General features: G+C 69.4%; 16 protein-coding genes. 9 read left to right on the top strand and 7 right to left on the bottom strand.

The genetic code is table 11. The annotated features are described in order from the left end of the window. Nucleotides 1–449: 449 nt before the first annotated feature. The gene (locus AC4PMY_RS14055; protein ID WP_240555574.1) at nucleotides 450–599 is read left to right on the top strand and encodes a hypothetical protein; all 150 of its coding nucleotides are present in this window, start codon (nucleotides 450–452) and stop codon (nucleotides 597–599) included. Nucleotides 600–611: 12 nt separating this feature from the next. Here the strand turns inward: AC4PMY_RS14055 and AC4PMY_RS14050 are convergent, their stop codons facing one another. The 3 genes from AC4PMY_RS14050 to AC4PMY_RS14040 all read right to left on the bottom strand — a co-directional run bounded on the left by AC4PMY_RS14050 (nucleotide 612) and on the right by AC4PMY_RS14040 (nucleotide 2,528). After that, complete coding sequence (locus tag AC4PMY_RS14050) at nucleotides 612–1,523, bottom strand: SMP-30/gluconolactonase/LRE family protein (protein WP_491623014.1); 912 nt, start codon at nucleotides 1,521–1,523, stop codon at nucleotides 612–614. A 29-nt stretch (nucleotides 1,524–1,552) separates the two neighbouring features. Next, nucleotides 1,553–1,984: a hypothetical protein gene (locus AC4PMY_RS14045; RefSeq protein WP_491623013.1), complete on the bottom strand. Its 432-nt coding sequence runs from the start codon at nucleotides 1,982–1,984 to the stop codon at nucleotides 1,553–1,555. A gap of 103 nt (nucleotides 1,985–2,087) precedes the next feature. Next, nucleotides 2,088–2,528, bottom strand: a complete 441-nt coding sequence (locus AC4PMY_RS14040) for a GNAT family N-acetyltransferase (protein ID WP_491623012.1) — start codon at nucleotides 2,526–2,528, stop codon at nucleotides 2,088–2,090. 157 nt (nucleotides 2,529–2,685) lie between these two features. On the opposite strand from AC4PMY_RS14040, the gene AC4PMY_RS14035 reads away from it, so the two are divergent. The 5 genes from AC4PMY_RS14035 to AC4PMY_RS14015 all read left to right on the top strand — a co-directional run bounded on the left by AC4PMY_RS14035 (nucleotide 2,686) and on the right by AC4PMY_RS14015 (nucleotide 8,207). Further along, entirely contained in the window at nucleotides 2,686–3,627 is a 942-nt protein-coding gene (locus AC4PMY_RS14035) for an aldo/keto reductase (RefSeq protein ID WP_491623011.1), read from the top strand. Nucleotides 3,628–3,700: 73 nt separating this feature from the next. Then, on the top strand, nucleotides 3,701–5,404 hold the full coding sequence (locus AC4PMY_RS14030; protein ID WP_491623010.1) for a circularly permuted type 2 ATP-grasp protein: 1,704 nt from the start codon (nucleotides 3,701–3,703) through the stop codon (nucleotides 5,402–5,404). Next, nucleotides 5,398–6,327, top strand: coding sequence for an alpha-E domain-containing protein (locus AC4PMY_RS14025; protein ID WP_064295753.1), 930 nt, complete (start codon nucleotides 5,398–5,400; stop codon nucleotides 6,325–6,327). Before AC4PMY_RS14030 ends, AC4PMY_RS14025 begins: the two co-directional genes overlap by 7 nt. After that, nucleotides 6,324–7,169, top strand: coding sequence for a transglutaminase family protein (locus AC4PMY_RS14020; RefSeq protein WP_064295754.1), 846 nt, complete (start codon nucleotides 6,324–6,326; stop codon nucleotides 7,167–7,169). The genes AC4PMY_RS14025 and AC4PMY_RS14020 overlap by 4 nt, the downstream gene beginning before the upstream one ends. A gap of 225 nt (nucleotides 7,170–7,394) precedes the next feature. Further along, nucleotides 7,395–8,207, top strand: coding sequence for a CPBP family intramembrane glutamic endopeptidase (locus AC4PMY_RS14015; RefSeq protein ID WP_064295771.1), 813 nt, complete (start codon nucleotides 7,395–7,397; stop codon nucleotides 8,205–8,207). A gap of 200 nt (nucleotides 8,208–8,407) precedes the next feature. Here the strand turns inward: AC4PMY_RS14015 and AC4PMY_RS14010 are convergent, their stop codons facing one another. Next, the gene (locus tag AC4PMY_RS14010; protein ID WP_071260650.1) at nucleotides 8,408–8,701 is read right to left on the bottom strand and encodes a DUF4287 domain-containing protein; all 294 of its coding nucleotides are present in this window, start codon (nucleotides 8,699–8,701) and stop codon (nucleotides 8,408–8,410) included. 127 nt (nucleotides 8,702–8,828) lie between these two features. Between AC4PMY_RS14010 and AC4PMY_RS14005 the strand changes: the two genes are divergently transcribed. Then, entirely contained in the window at nucleotides 8,829–9,209 is a 381-nt protein-coding gene (locus AC4PMY_RS14005) for a DUF3054 domain-containing protein (RefSeq protein ID WP_064295756.1), read from the top strand. Nucleotides 9,210–9,237: 28 nt separating this feature from the next. Next, nucleotides 9,238–10,167 carry a methyltransferase family protein gene (locus AC4PMY_RS14000; protein ID WP_491623009.1) on the top strand — a complete coding sequence of 310 codons (930 nt, stop codon included), beginning with the start codon at nucleotides 9,238–9,240 and terminating at the stop codon, nucleotides 10,165–10,167. 115 nt (nucleotides 10,168–10,282) lie between these two features. On the opposite strand, the gene AC4PMY_RS13995 is transcribed toward AC4PMY_RS14000, so the two are convergent. From AC4PMY_RS13995 to AC4PMY_RS13985, 3 genes are all read right to left on the bottom strand, one after another. Beyond that, entirely contained in the window at nucleotides 10,283–11,686 is a 1,404-nt protein-coding gene (locus AC4PMY_RS13995; RefSeq protein WP_491623008.1) for an MFS transporter, read from the bottom strand. 5 nt (nucleotides 11,687–11,691) lie between these two features. Further along, nucleotides 11,692–12,144, bottom strand: coding sequence for a MarR family winged helix-turn-helix transcriptional regulator (locus tag AC4PMY_RS13990; RefSeq protein ID WP_229939713.1), 453 nt, complete (start codon nucleotides 12,142–12,144; stop codon nucleotides 11,692–11,694). A gap of 111 nt (nucleotides 12,145–12,255) precedes the next feature. Continuing rightward, nucleotides 12,256–13,314, bottom strand: a complete 1,059-nt coding sequence (locus AC4PMY_RS13985; RefSeq protein WP_064295772.1) for a magnesium and cobalt transport protein CorA — start codon at nucleotides 13,312–13,314, stop codon at nucleotides 12,256–12,258. 309 nt (nucleotides 13,315–13,623) lie between these two features. On the opposite strand from AC4PMY_RS13985, the gene AC4PMY_RS13980 reads away from it, so the two are divergent. Beyond that, nucleotides 13,624–14,508: an alpha/beta hydrolase gene (locus tag AC4PMY_RS13980; protein WP_491623007.1), complete on the top strand. Its 885-nt coding sequence runs from the start codon at nucleotides 13,624–13,626 to the stop codon at nucleotides 14,506–14,508. Nucleotides 14,509–14,512: the final 4 nt, after the last annotated feature.

Genomic DNA, 14,512 nt, shown 5'->3' with positions numbered 1-14,512 from the left:
TTCATCGTTCTGAGGCGGACGCCGCAAGGAGCAGCGCGCCAGCGACGCAGAGCAATGGCACCGAGAGGAACCCGATCGCTGCTGCGGGTGACGGGAGAATCAGGCTCGTGGACATGATCGGCGCCGAGACCGCGATGAGACCGACTCCCCAAGCTTTGTGAGGCCTGCGCGACCGCGGTTGCAGATGAGATGGCATGAGATTGATCCCTCCGAACGACTTCCCATGAAGCTAATACTTCTAATTTTTACGCGCAATATGTATACACAACAAACTGTTATATCAAACATGTGGATCCTTTTGAGCGGCGAAATATCGAGATACCAGGTGGACGATCGGATCGATGGCTCGAGCGCGTCCTTGACGGTCGTCCCGGTGCCTGAGGACATCGCTGATCGTCGGCTACGACGACATCGAGTTCGCCGAGTCGTCGAGCATCCCGCTCACCTCCGTGCGCGCGCCGCACGAGGGGTTCGGTGTCGCCGCGGTGGAGCTGCTCCTCGGCGAGTTCGCCGTCGCGGAGGGTGCGCCGATCCCGCCGCTGTCCGCGCGCCACCTCGTCTTCCAGCCCGAGCTCGTCGTTCGGGCCTCCTCCGTCTGAGCGGCGCGACCGTCAGGGCCGCGGCGACTGCCGGGTGGCCGTGCGGATGCGGTACAGGGAACTCGACGCGGTGATGTAGAGCGTCATGCCGTCCTCGCCGCCGAAGCAGACGTTCGCCGTGCGTTCGGGGACCGGGATGCGCAGGATGGTCGCGCCGGTGGGGTCGAAGACCTCGACGCCGTCGCCGGCCGACGACCAGACGTTGCCGTCGACGTCGATGCGGAAGCCGTCCGAGGCGGGGACGGCGGTCGCGGCGAAGGTGCGGCCGGGGGTGTCTCCGTGCTCGACCGAGATCCCGTCGGCGGCGACGTCGTACGCGGCGATGCGCTGCGCCCCATCGCCGGTGTCGGAGACGTAGAGGACGGATTCGTCGGGGGAGAACGCGAGCCCGTTCGGGTGGACGAGGGCGGTGATCACCGGCTCGATCGCTCCGGTCACAGGCTCGAACCGGAAGACGTAGCAGCCGTCGTACTCCTGCTCACCCGGGTGCCCCTCACGTCCGCTCGGATCGATGCCGTACGGCGGATCGGTGAACCAGATCGAGCCGTCGGAGTGCACGACGACGTCGTTCGGGGAGTTGAAGCGACCGCCGGCCCAGTGATCGACGAGCGTGACCGGGCCGTCGGGCCCCTCGATCTCGACCGCGCGGCGCCCGTGGCTGCACTGCACGACCCGGCCCTCGCGGTCGATCGTGCGGCCGTTCGTGTACTCGGCGCCGTCGCGGAACACGGCCGTCTCGCCGGTCGCGGTGTCGAACTCGAGGATGCGGTCGTTGGGGATGTCGCTCCACCGGACGCGGCCGGTCTCCGCGATCCACGCTGGCCCCTCGCTCCAGGTCGCGCCCGTGTACAGGCGCTCGAGTCCGGCTCCCTCGGCGAGCAGCGGCGAGGGTCCGGTCGTCATGGTGACGTCGTCGTCGGTCATGACGCCCAGCCTATTCGGCAGGTGCCGTTCTACTCCGGATCGATGGGGGAGGAGCCGAGGTTGCGGGCGCTCGGTCGGGTGACGGGCGGCTCGACGATCGACTCCAGGAACGCCCACGCGTCCATGCGCCAGCGGTCACCGGCGACGTCGATCGCCTCGATCCGGAACGGTGGGGTGAGGATCGCGTCCCAGTCGATCGAGTCGAGGACGCGTCGCGGGATCATCTCATCGACGTACGGCGCTTCACGCTCCGGATCCGGAGCGACCTCGGGTGCCTCGTCGTCGACGAGGACCTCGAGTCGGTCGATCATCGCGTCGTCGAACGTCTGCATGCGGGTCACGAGCGTCTGCAGCTCGTCGGGATCGAGTCCGGCGACGAGTTCGAGGAGATAGGCGCGCCCCGGGTACGCTTCGGCGGGCACGTCGACGATGTTGTATCGGCCGTCGTCGGAGATCCACATACGTCAACGCTAGCCCGTCGCGGCTGGAGGCCGGGCGAGAGTGATGAGGTGAAGTGAGGCGATCGGTCGCCCGGGCCGCGGTTCAGCGACGACGTGCCGCAACTCAGGCGGTGGGTACCTGCGTCGGGTGGACGGGCAGCTGCGCGGCTGGACGGACGAGCGCGGTCGGGCCGGGGTCGATGAACCCGAACTGCTCGTAGAGGCCGTGCGCGTCGCTCGTGAAGAGCGTCCACCGGAAGTGCGCGCCGGGACCGTCGTCGATCATGGCCTGCACGATCCGCTTGCCGAGCCCGTGGCCCCGGCGCGCTTCGTCCACGATGACGTCGGCGAGGTAGCCGAAGCCGAGTCCGTCGGACACCGCTCGTGCGAAACCGACCTGGGCGCCCGTCTCCTCCTCGTACACGCCGATCACGCGCCAGGCGTCGTCGATCTGCGCCTCGACGTCGGCTCGGCTGCGCCACTTCGCCCAGTAGACCTCGCGGAGCAGGGCCCACACGGCGTCCCGGTCGATGCGGTCCTTCGAGTCGTCGATGCGATAGCCCATCGAGCAACCGTAGGACGGCCGGCACCGGGCCGTGGAGAGCCAGTCCGGTTCCGGTGGCCCGCTCGTCATCGAACGACACGACGGAATAGTCGAGCCGTCCGCGGGCTTAGCGTGAGGAGCAGTACCAGCGATGCACCGAACCCTGGAGGATCATCAGATGACTCACGCCCGCACCACCCTCGGAACGTCCGACCTGTCCGTCTTCCCGCTGAACCTCGGCGGCAACGTGTTCGGCTGGACCGCCGACCGGCAGACCTCGTTCGACATCCTCGACGCCTTCGTCGCGGGCGGCGGCAACTTCATCGACACCGCCGACGGCTACTCGGCGTGGGTGCCCGGCAACACCGGCGGTGACTCCGAGCGACTCATCGGCGAGTGGCAGGAACTCCGAGGCAACCGCGACGAGCTCGTCATCGCGACCAAGGTCAGCCAGCACCCCGACTTCACAGGCCTCGCGGCCGACAACATCCTCAACGCGGCCGACGCCTCGCTCGAGCGCCTCCGCACCGACCACATCGACCTCTACTACGCGCACTTCGACGACGAGTCGGTGCCGCTCGAGGAGACGGTGACGGCACTGTCGTCCCTCGTCGACGCCGGCAAGGTCCGCCACCTCGGCATCTCCAACTACTCCGCAGCGCGCATCGCCGAGTGGTTCGAGATCGTCGAGGCCAAGGGGCTCCACCGCCCGATCGCCCTCCAGCCGCACTACAACCTCGTCGAGCGCGAGTTCGAGGGTGAGCTGCGCACGATCGCCGAGCGCGAGCAGCTCGCGGTGCTGCCGTACTTCTCGCTCGCGAAGGGCTTCCTGACGGGCAAGTACCGCGAGGGGTCGAGCGTCGACAGCGTCCGTGCCGAGGGCGCGCAGGCCTACCTCGCCGACCACGCCGCGCTCCTGCCCGTCCTCGACGAGGTCGCCGCGGCCCACGGCGTCTCCGTCGCGACGGTGTCGCTCGCGTGGCTCCGCTCGCAGCCGACCGTCGCCGCGCCGATCGCGAGCGCCCGCACGGTCGAGCAGCTGCCCGACCTCCTCGCCTCCGCCACGCTCGAACTCTCCGCCGACGAGCTGGCCGCCCTCACCGCCGCCTCGGTCGCGTAGGGGCGGCACCGGCGAGGGCACCTCCCCGCGCTCCGAAACACCCCGGCAACATGTGTCCCGGTAGAGTCGGCCCATGGGTGACCTGTTCAACGGCTATGGCGGCACGCTCGCCCCGCGCAAGACTCCGGGCGGCGTCCCCGCCTTCGACGAGATGTTCGGCGAGGCGGCGGAACACGCGGGTGGTGCGACCGCCAGGCGGGCGTATCAGGAGATCTACAGCTCCCTCGCTCGGATGACCCAGGAGGAGCTCCGAGGTCGCACCGACGCCCTCGCCAGCTCCTACCTCGCGCAGGGCGTCACCTTCGACTTCGCCGGTGAGGAGCGTCCGTTCCCGCTCGACGCGGTCCCGCGGGTGATCGAGCAGCAGGAGTGGACACAGGTCGAGGCCGGCATCAAACAGCGCGTCAAGGCGCTCGAGGCCTTCCTCGCCGACGTCTACGGCCCGCAGCTCGCCGTGCGCGACGGCGTCATCCCCGCGAAGCTCATCTCCTCGTCGTCGCACTTCCACCGGCAGGCCTACGGGATCCAGGCCGCGAACGGCGTCCGCATCCAGGTCTCCGGTATCGACCTCATCCGCGACGAGCACGGTCAGATGCGCGTCCTCGAGGACAACGTCCGGGTCCCGTCCGGCGTCAGCTACGTCATCTCCAACCGTCGCGTGATGGCGCAGACGCTCCCCGAGTTGTTCGTCTCGATGCGCGTCCGGCCCGTCGGTGACTACCCGAACAAGCTCCTGCAGGCGCTGCGTGCGTCGGCCCCGCCCGGCGTCGAGGACCCGAACGTCGTCGTCCTCACCCCCGGCGTGTACAACTCCGCGTACTTCGAGCACACGCTGCTCGCGCGGCTCATGGGCGTCGAACTCGTCGAGGGCCGTGACCTCTTCTGCTCCGGCGGCAAGGTCTTCATGCGCACGACGGCCGGACCCACTCGCGTCGACGTCATCTACCGCCGCGTCGACGACGAGTTCCTCGACCCGCTGTCGTTCCGTGCCGACTCCATGCTCGGTTCGCCCGGGCTCATGCTCGCCGCACGTCTCGGCAACGTGACCATCGCGAACGCCGTCGGGAACGGTGTCGCCGACGACAAGCTCGTCTACACGTATCTGCCCGACCTCATCAAGTACTACCTCGCCGAGGACGCGATCCTCCCGAACGTCGACACCTGGCGTCTCGAGGACCCGCTCGCCCTCGAAGAGGTCCTCGACCGCCTCGACGAGCTCGTCATCAAGCCCGTCGACGGCTCCGGCGGCAAGGGCCTCGTCGTGGGTCCGGACGCCTCGAAGGAGGAGCTCGCGACCCTCAAGACGAAGCTGCAGGAGGACCCGCGCGGCTGGATCGCGCAGCCGGTCGTCATGCTCTCCACGATCCCGACGCTCGTCGAGGACGGCATGCGTCCCCGCCACGCCGACCTGCGACCGTTCGCGGTCAACGACGGTAACGACGTCTGGGTGCTACCGGGCGGACTCACACGCGTCGCCCTGCCGGAGGGGCAGCTGGTCGTGAACTCCAGCCAGGGTGGTGGCTCGAAGGACACCTGGGTGGTCGGCCGGGCCTTCGACCCGAACGCCGCGCCCGAGGCCTCGTCGCACGACATCCAGGGTCTCGTCGCCGAGCAGGCCACGACCGAGACGACGTCGATCCCGATCATCTACGACCACGGAACGACCCCGGAGCACTCGCCCCAGGACCGTCCGGCCGGCAACCAGGACCAGCAGGAGCAACAGCAGCAGACGCTCTCCACGCCCGCTGTCGCCGGGCAGGAGGACGCATCATGCTGAGCCGCATCGCCGAGAGCCTCTTCTGGATCGGCCGCTACATCGAGCGCAGCGACGGTACCGCGCGCATCCTCGACGTCCACCTGCAGCTGCTGCTCGAGGACCCGTGGATCGACGAGGACACCGCCTGCCGGTCGCTGTTGTCCGTCATGGGCAGCGACGCGCCCGCCGACCAGGAGCTCACCCGCCAGGACGTCCTCGCGCAGCTCGCCGTCGACCGCACCCACCCGGCGTCGATCGCCTACTCGCTCGGCGCAGCCCGCGAGAACGCGCGTCGTGCCCGCGAGATCGTGTCGACCGAGCTCTGGGAGTGCCTCAACACGACGCGTGCCCGGATGCCGCGCCGGGTCGCGAGCGACAAGGTGCACGAGTTCTTCGGGTGGGTGCGCGAGCGCTCGGCCCTCGCCGTCGGCATCGTCGACTCCGCCACGAGTCGTGACGACGCCTGGCGCTTCTTCACCCTCGGTCGCAGCCTCGAACGCGCCGACATGACCGCGCGGCTCCTGGCGACGCGGTCGCTCACCGAGGCGAGTGGCCCGTCCTGGACGACGATCCTCCGCTCCTGCGGCGCCTACGAGGCCTACCTGCGCACGTACCGCGGCATGCCGAGCGCGAAGAACGCGGCCGAGTTCCTGCTGCTCGACCAGCTCTTCCCCCGGTCGGTCATGTTCTCCATCAGTCGGGCCGAGGAGTGCATGCGCGACCTCGAACCGCGCCGAGGCCGCGTCGGGACGGTCGATTCCGCCCAGCGCTTGCTCGGACAGATCCGGAGCGACCTCGAATACCGGCCCATCCAGGACACGCTCGTCGACCTCCCCGGTCGGATGGACGCCGTGCAGAACGTCACCAGCCAGGTGTCCGAGGCGATCCGCGAACGCTACTTCCCCACTCATGCGGTGCCCGCGTGGATCGGAGAGAACTCATGACCCGGCTCCACATCAAGCACAGCACCGGCTTCTCCTACGGCGGCAAGGTCAACGCGTCGTACAACGAGGCGCGCATGCTGCCGGTGACGACCGAGGACCAGTACGTCCTGTACTCGCACATCGACATCCAGCCGGGAGCGTCGCAGTCGACGTACACCGACTACTGGGGCATGAAGGTCTCGGCGTTCGAGGTGCTGACCCCACACGACGAGCTCTCGCTCACGGCGACGAGCCTCGTCGAGGTCCGGCCGCGCCAGCACGAACCGCACCCGACGGGCTGGGAGCAGCTCGACATCGCGACCCAGGCCGCCGTGACGCGGGTGGAGCACCTGGAACAGACGCGCCGCACGACGCCGCCGGACGACCTCGTCGAGCTCGCCCGGACCATCGCCGACCGCCACGAGAGCCCGTGCGAGGCCGCGATGGCCATCAGTCGGGAGATCGGCGAGCAGATGGACTACGTGCAGGGCGTCACGAGTGTGTACTCGACCGCTGCCGAGGCGTGGGCGAACCGCAAGGGCGTCTGTCAGGACATCACGCACATCGTCCTCGGGGCGCTGCGCTCGGTCGGGATCCCGGCCCGCTACGTGTCGGGGTACCTGCATCCGAAGCCGCACGCGGCGATCGGCGAGACGGTGACGGGGGAGTCGCACGCGTGGGTCGAGTGGTTCTGCGGTGACTGGCGTGGATTCGACCCGACGAACATGGTCGACGTGGGCGAGCGTCACGTCCTCATCGGGCGGGGTCGTGACTACGGCGACGTCTCCCCACTCCGTGGTGTCTACGCGGGCCCTTACCGCTCGAAGCTCTTCGTGAAGGTCGAGATCACCCGAGAGGCCTGACCCGCCGGCCGACGTGGGGCACACCCTCCTCGGTGGATGCGTCAGCGCGGTGCGCTGACGTGAGCGCGGGTCATGCGCGTGAGCGCGGGTCTCCGGAGCGTCGCGCTCACGCGCCAGCCCCGTGGTCGTGCCCGTTCGGGCGCTCTCGTGTCAGCGCATCGCGCCGACGCCCGCAACCCCGCGGTCACGTCAGCGCCCCGCGCCGGCACCCGTAGGATCGACGGCATGCAGACCGAGATGATCGTCCCGGCCCGCCGCCCGATGAAGCTGATCCCTGCGGTGCTGCTCGCCGCGTCCGCGTTCTGCCTCTTCGGCCTCATGCAGCCGCTCGCCGGCTACCCGCTCCTCGTCGCCGCGCTCGCGACCGCGATCCTCATCGACCGAGAACTCGCGAAAGACCTGTTCCTCATCGCGATCGGCATCGGGATCGTCTCGACCACATCCGTGGAGGCGGACGTCTCCTGGCCGAGCTTCTTCCGCATCGGCACCGTCCTCCTGCTGGCGGTCGGTGTCCCGTTCCTCATCGACCGATTCGTCTACCGGCGGAAGGCGATCACCTTCCCCTGGCGCAGCCGCGAGAAGAAGACGAAGGGCGAGATCGCCTACCTCGTCGCCGTCCCGCTGCTCGGCTGGGCGATCCTCCCGTTCTACTTCATCCGCTCGGGCGCCTACGAGAACTGGCCGGTGATCAGCGACGCCGGGGAACTCGGTCGCTTCTTCGTCGGCGTCAACGCGGTCGGCACGTGGGACGAACTGTTCTTCATCTGCACCTGCTTCGCCCTGCTGCGACGGCACTTCCCGGTCTGGCAGGCCAACCTCCTGCAGGCCGTCATCTTCGTCTCGTTCCTGTGGGAACTGGGTTACCGCTCGTGGGGTCCGCTCCTGACGTTCCCGTTCGCACTCCTCCAGGGGTATCTGTTCTCGAAGACGCGGTCGCTCGGCTACATCCTCGCCGTCCACCTGCTGTTCGACGCGATCGTCTTCCTCGCGATCGTGCACGCCCACCATCGCGACTGGATCCCGATCTTCTGGTACTGAGCGAAGACTTCGTCCGCCAGCGCACCGCTCTGACGCGAAGGTCGCTGTTCCGGGCCCAGCGCGGTGCGCTGACGCGAGCGGCGGTGTTCAGGTTCCAGCGCGGGTCTGGCGGGTGACCGCGGGTCTCCAGAGGGGCGCGCTCACGCCACAGCCCCGCGGTCGCGTCAGCGCACCGCGCTGGCAGCAACCCGGACGGGGAATCAGGGGGCGGCGGGCTTCGTCGCCGCTCCGTCGAGCCAGAGCTCGGTCGACTCGTCGCGGTGCACCCCGTCGGTGCCGACGTGCTTCTCGCTGATCGTCGGACCGTTCTTGATGACGTGCACGAGCGCCATCCCATGACCCCGGCCGAGCTCGTAGTCCGCCTTCAGCCACTCGAGGATCTCACCGGCCTTCGTCGACGCGTCGAAGCCGCGGGCGTGCGCCTCGTCGACGAGCGCGCGCGGGGTCTTGCCGGTCTTCGCCTCGGCGGCATCGAGATAGGCCTGGAACGACATGACGGCTCCTTCGTCGATCGGGTGTCAGCGCCATCGTAGCCAGCGCCGGCACCGAGCGACAGGCCTCGCAGCGCGCCATGCGGCCTCCCTCCAGGGTGGGCGGCGACGACGCCAATAGGGTGAGGGGATGGACCGCCCCAGCAGGACCCCCGCCGGATTCGCCGCGACCGTCGGCATCGACCTCCTCGCCGTCATCGTGTTCGTCCTCATCGGCCGCGCCAGCCACGGCGAAGGCATCCTCGGACTCCTCGTGACGCTGTGGCCGTTCGCCGTCGGACTCCTCGTCGGACACGTCCTCGCACTTGTCCTCGGTCAGCGCGAGACCCGCTCCGTCCGCTGGGCCGGCGTGGTCGTCTGGGTGTCGACCGTCGTCGTCGGGATGGTGCTGCGCGCGGTCTCCGGCCAAGGCGTCCAACTCAGCTTCGTCATCGTGACCGTCCTCGTCCTCGCCGCACTCCTCCTGGGGTGGCGCTTCGTCGCGTGGCTCATCGCGCGCCGACGCCGATGACGCCCCCGACACCGACACCGACGAGCACATGAGCGTCGAGCGCTGGGGGCGTTGGTACTTCGCGGTGCAGGCCCTCGCCGGCGCAGCCTGGTGGGTGTCGGTGTTCCTCGTCCCGCCCGTCCGTGCGGCGACGCTCGGCAGCCTCGACCCCGTCGTCACAGCCGTGCTCGACGTCCCGCTCTTCGTCGTCGCCTCGGCGCTCGCCGCGGTCGGGATCCGATGGGCGGCGATCCTCGCAACCGGATGGACGCTGCTGGTCACCGTGTCACTGGGGATCTTCGCGGCCGTGACCCAGGAGGCGGGGATCGGCGCCCTGCTGATGGTCGGTGCCGCGGTCGGCTCGCTCGTGGCTCTCGCGCTCGTCCTCACCGGCGGGATCCCGAGAGCGTGGATCGCCTTCGGGCCGTTCGCGTTCCGCCCGGCGGATGCGTCGGCGTCGACCGGTTCGCAACTCGTGAGGACCGCCGTCGAGATCGTCGCGTTCTGGGGTGTCTTCCTCGCGGTGATCCCCGCCGTCCTGCGCTTCTTCGAGCTGCGGTGGCGGGTCGCGGTCGCCCTGCCGCCGGGTGCCGAGCAGTTCGCCGTGGCCGTCGGCATCGTCGTCGTGGTGCTCGGGAGCGTCGTCGGGCTCTGGTCGGCGGCCGCGATGGCGACGACCGGTGGTGGGACGCCGCTACCCGCCGCGATGCCGAACCGACTCGTCATCGCCGGCCCGTATCGCTTCGTCCGCAATCCGATGGCCGTCGGCAGCATCGTCCAGGGCGTCGGCGTCGGACTCCTGCTGTCGTCCTGGATCGTGGTCGTCTACGCGGTCTTCGGCGCCGTCGTCTGGAACGTCCTGGTCCGGCCGGTCGAAGAGGCCGACCTCGAGGCGCGCTTCGGCGAGCCCTACCGCCGCTACCGCGATGAGCTGCGGTGCTGGGTCCCGAGTGTCCGTCCGGTGGCGGCTCGTTCGTGACTCCTGCTGCGCGTGACGACCGGCCGCGTCACCCGCCGCCCCGCCCGGCCGGGAGCCCCGGCGGTCGCAGGATGCAGGAGTTGTGGACGCCGAGCGGGTCGGAGCGGAGGACCGTCTAGCGGCGGGAGCCGGAGAGGGTCGTCGACTCGTCGACCGGCGACGACTCGGGACGCGGCTCGGGCGCCTTCGCGCGCGACTTCGGCTTCGGCAGCGGGATCGGCGAGGTGAGCGCGATCTGCTCCGAGAAGTCCTCCGGCGTGACCGGGGAGACGACGCCGTCGTGGGTGAACTGCAGGCGCCAGCGGGAGTCCGGTGCGACGCGCAGGCGGAGGTGATGACGGAACACCCCGTAGGCGAGGCCGGTGGCGCAGGCGGCGAACCCGGCGAGTGCGCCCAGGCCGAGCGCCCAGCGCGGCCCGAAGGTGTTCGCCACCCACCCGACGATGGGCGCGCCGATCGGGGTGCCACCCATGAGGATCGCCATGTACAGCGCCATCACCCGGCCACGGACGGCGGCCTCGGTGCTCGTCTGCACGAGTCCGTTCGCGGTGGTCAGGAGCGTCACCGTCGAGAAGCCGACGAGGATCAGCACGGCGGCGAACGACCAGTAGCTCGGCATGAACGCGGCCGTGAGCGCAGCGACTCCGAAGAGCCCGGCCGCGCCGACGATCATCCGCATCTGGGCCTGCGCCCGCCGCGCCGCGAGGAGCGCGCCGGTCAGGGAACCGATCGCGAGCACCGAGGAGAGGATGCCGTACTCGCCGGCGCCCTTGCCGAACTCGACGGCCATGGTCGAGGCGAAGATCGGGAAGTTCATGCCGAACGCGCCCATGATGAACACGATCACGAAGATCACCATGAGGTCCGGCCGTCCGCGGACGTAGCGGAAGCCCTCGACGAACTGTCCTCGAGCCCGCGGTGGGCGCGGCGCCCGACGGAGCTTGCCGGTCCGCAGGGCCAACAGGGCGCCGATGACGCCGAGGAAGGTGAAGGCGTTCACGACGAACACCCACCCGGAGCCGATCGCGACGATGAGGAGACCGGCGATGGCCGGGCCGACCATCCGCGCCGCGTTGAAGGACGCCGAGTTGAGCGCGACGGCGTTCGACATGTTGTGCTCGTCGACGAGCTCGGAGACGAAGGTCTGGCGGGCCGGGCCGTCGACGGCGTTGATGATGCCGAGGGCCAGCGCGAAGAGGTACATGTGCCACAGCTCTGCGTGACCGAAGATGAGCAGGGCGCCGAGGGCTGCGGCCAGGAGCATGAGGCACGACTGGGTGAGGATGAGGATCTTCCGCTTGTCGAAGCGGTCGGCGATGAGACCGGTGATCGGCACGAGGACGAGCTGCGGCCCGAACTGCAGGGCCATGGTGGCCCCGACGGCCACGGCGTCGTTGTCGGTGAGGTCGGTCAGCACGACCCAGTTCTGGGTGGTGGCCTGCATCCAGGCGCCGACGTTCGACACGAGTGCGCCGATGAACCAGATGCGGTAGTTGACGCTGGACAGGGAACGGAACATTGCACTCACTGGGTGGCGAGTCTCCTCATGATCTCGGCTGCGCGGGCGAGGGTGTCGCGTTCGTCCGGGGTGAGCGCGCGCAGCTGCTGGGTGATCCACGCGTCGCGTTTCCGGACGGTCTCGGTGACGGTGGTGTGGCCCGCTTCGGTGAGGGCGATGGTGACCTTCCGGCGGTCGGCCGCGTCGGTTTCTCGGGTGACGTACCCGGCCTCTTCGAGGCAGTTGACGGTGCGATTCATGGATGGCGCGGACACGCGGTCGCGTTCGGCCAGTGCCCGCAGGGTTGCGGAGCCCTCTTTGTAGAGCCCTCCGAGGACGGAGAACTGTGGATCGCTGAGGTCGTCGACCGACTTCTCCCCGCGCAGTCGTCTCGCGAGCCGGAAGGTGCCCATCCGGAGTTCGGACGCCTGCTCGGCGATCGTCAGTGCCCTGGTCTTCGTCGCTGCTCCGCTTGCCACGATCCATTAGCTTAGCTCATTAGCCACCCTAAGTATACCCGCGAACTGTCACAAACCGACAGTGCACGGGGAGCAGGACTGGCAGTTGGTGACAGTTCGCGAGCAGGGGGGTCAGAGCCAGCGGCGGGCTCGGAAGATGGCGTACAGGGTCCCGGAGAGGACGAGCATCGCTCCGATGGCGACCGGGTAGCCGAACTGCCAGTGCAGCTCCGGCATGTCGTCGAAGTTCATGCCGTAGACGGTGCCGATGAGTGTCGGGGCGAAGAGGATCGCCGCCCAGGAGGAGATCCGCTTGATCTCCTCGTTCTGCGCTAGCGCCGTCTCGCTCATCCGACGCGACTCCTCGTTCTGCGCGAGGCTCGCCTCCGAGAGGCGTCGCATCTCCTCGTTCTGCTGCTGCGTCATGAGCGTCGCGTGCACCGTGAGCGCGTTGCGGAGCAGGTGGCGGAAGGAGTCGACGCGCTCCGCGATCCGGAGGGTGTGGTCGAGCACGTCGCGGAAGCCGTTGCGCAGCTCCTCGTCGAGACCGTACTTGTCGGCACCCTGCAGCAGGCCGTGGAGCATGGCCCGCAGGGGCGTGGTCGCGCGCTGGAACGCGATGACCTGACGCAACAGTTCGTAGATGCGACGCGAGACGTCCGCGGCGTCGCCGAAGAGCTCGTCCTCGATCTCGTCGATGTCGTTCTCGAGCCCCGCGACGACGGGACCGTAGCCGTCGACGACCTGGTCGAGCACCGCGTGCAGGACGGCGTCGGGACCGAGTGCGAGGATGTCGGGCCGGGCTTCGAGTCGCCGCCGGACCTGGCCGAGGTCGGGCTTCTCCGCGTGGCGGACCGTGACGACGAACCCGGGGCCGACGAACAGGTGCACCTCGCCGAACTCGACCCGCTCCTCCTCGTCCAGGTAGCGGGCCGGACGCAGGACGACGAACAGCGTGTCGCCGTACCGCTCGAGCTTCGCCCGCTGATGGCCCTTCAGGGCGTCCTCGACGGCGAGCGGATGCAGATCGAACTCCTGAGCGACGGAGCGGATCTCCGACGGTTCCGGGCGGTACAGACCGATCCAGGCCATGCCGCGCTGTTCGTTGAGGAGCTCGTACGTGGCGTCGAGCGATCGCGGGCTCGCCGAGCGCCGTCCGGTCACGTAGATGCCGTTGTCGATGAGTGCCATGAGGTCTCCGTCCATCGATCGACGGGAACGTGCGGCGGCCGCGCGGGTGCAGGTGATCTCGGTGGATCGCACCCGGGGAGGTGTGAGTGAGGGCGCCTCGGCACCGGCGGTGGCAGCGCCTACCGGGTGAGGGAGGCGGGGCGGCTCGTCGATGCGGTGGCGCGGGTACTGTCACCAGCCATGGCCGCTCACCTCGCTTCCGTCGAAACCTGCCGGCCCGCCGTTCGGGCCTCGTTCACCGTACGCCTGCCCTCCGGGAACCGCAAACGGACTCGCGACGCCGACGGTCCGAGGGCATACGCTGGCGGGATGAGCGAGCAGACCCCGCCACCCGTCGACGACGCGAACCGCCCCGTCGAGCCACGACCGTATGCGACCGAGACGATCGTCGACGACGACGGCGTCACGGTCTACGTCTACCTGTGGGAGGTGCCGAACCCGCGGGCCGTCGTGCACATCGCCCACGGCGCGGGGGAGCACGCCCTCCGGTACGGGCGCCTCGCCGCACGGCTCAACGACGCGGGATACACGGTCGCGGCCGACGACCACCGCGGCCACGGTCGCACGGGCCTCGAGCACCTCGGCCTCGGCAAGCTCGGCCCGCGGACCACCCGGGGCGCGATCGACTCCGTCGCCGCCGTCGGCCGGTACCTGCGGACCCGCTTCCCCGAGTCGCGGCTCGCGTTGCTCGGTCACAGCTGGGGCTCGCTCATGGCGCAGAAGGTCGTCGCCGAACACGATCTGTACGAACTCCTCATCCTCTCCGGCACCTCGCTCGCGATGCCCGGCGTCATCAACGCCGGCGACCTCAACAAGCGCTGGCGGAAGACCGGGAAGACCGGTCTCGAGTGGCTCAACCGCGACCCTGCAGCCTGGGCCGCGTTCGCCGCCGACGAGCGCAACTTCGACATCGGCGTCACCCCGGTGTGGAACCCGATCCAGGCGTTCGCCTTCCTCGGTCGCCCGCCGAAGCGCCTGCCGCGCAAGCTGCCCGTGCTGATCCTCGGCGGCTCCGACGATGCCCTCGGCGGCGTCCGCGGCCTGACCCTGCTCCGCGACGCGTACGTCAAGCGCTCGAAGCTGACGGACGTGACGCTCGTCATCTACCCCGAGGCGCGGCACGAGATCTTCAACGAGCTGAACCGCGAGGACGTCGAGCGCGACGTCGTGGAGTGGCTCGACCAGCGCACCTGAGCGG

The sequence above is a fragment of the Plantibacter sp. MDV22-iso1 genome (assembly GCF_058408345.1).
The sequence above is the reverse complement of the archived record's forward strand: the minus strand, read 5'-3'. Positions and strand labels throughout refer to the sequence as shown.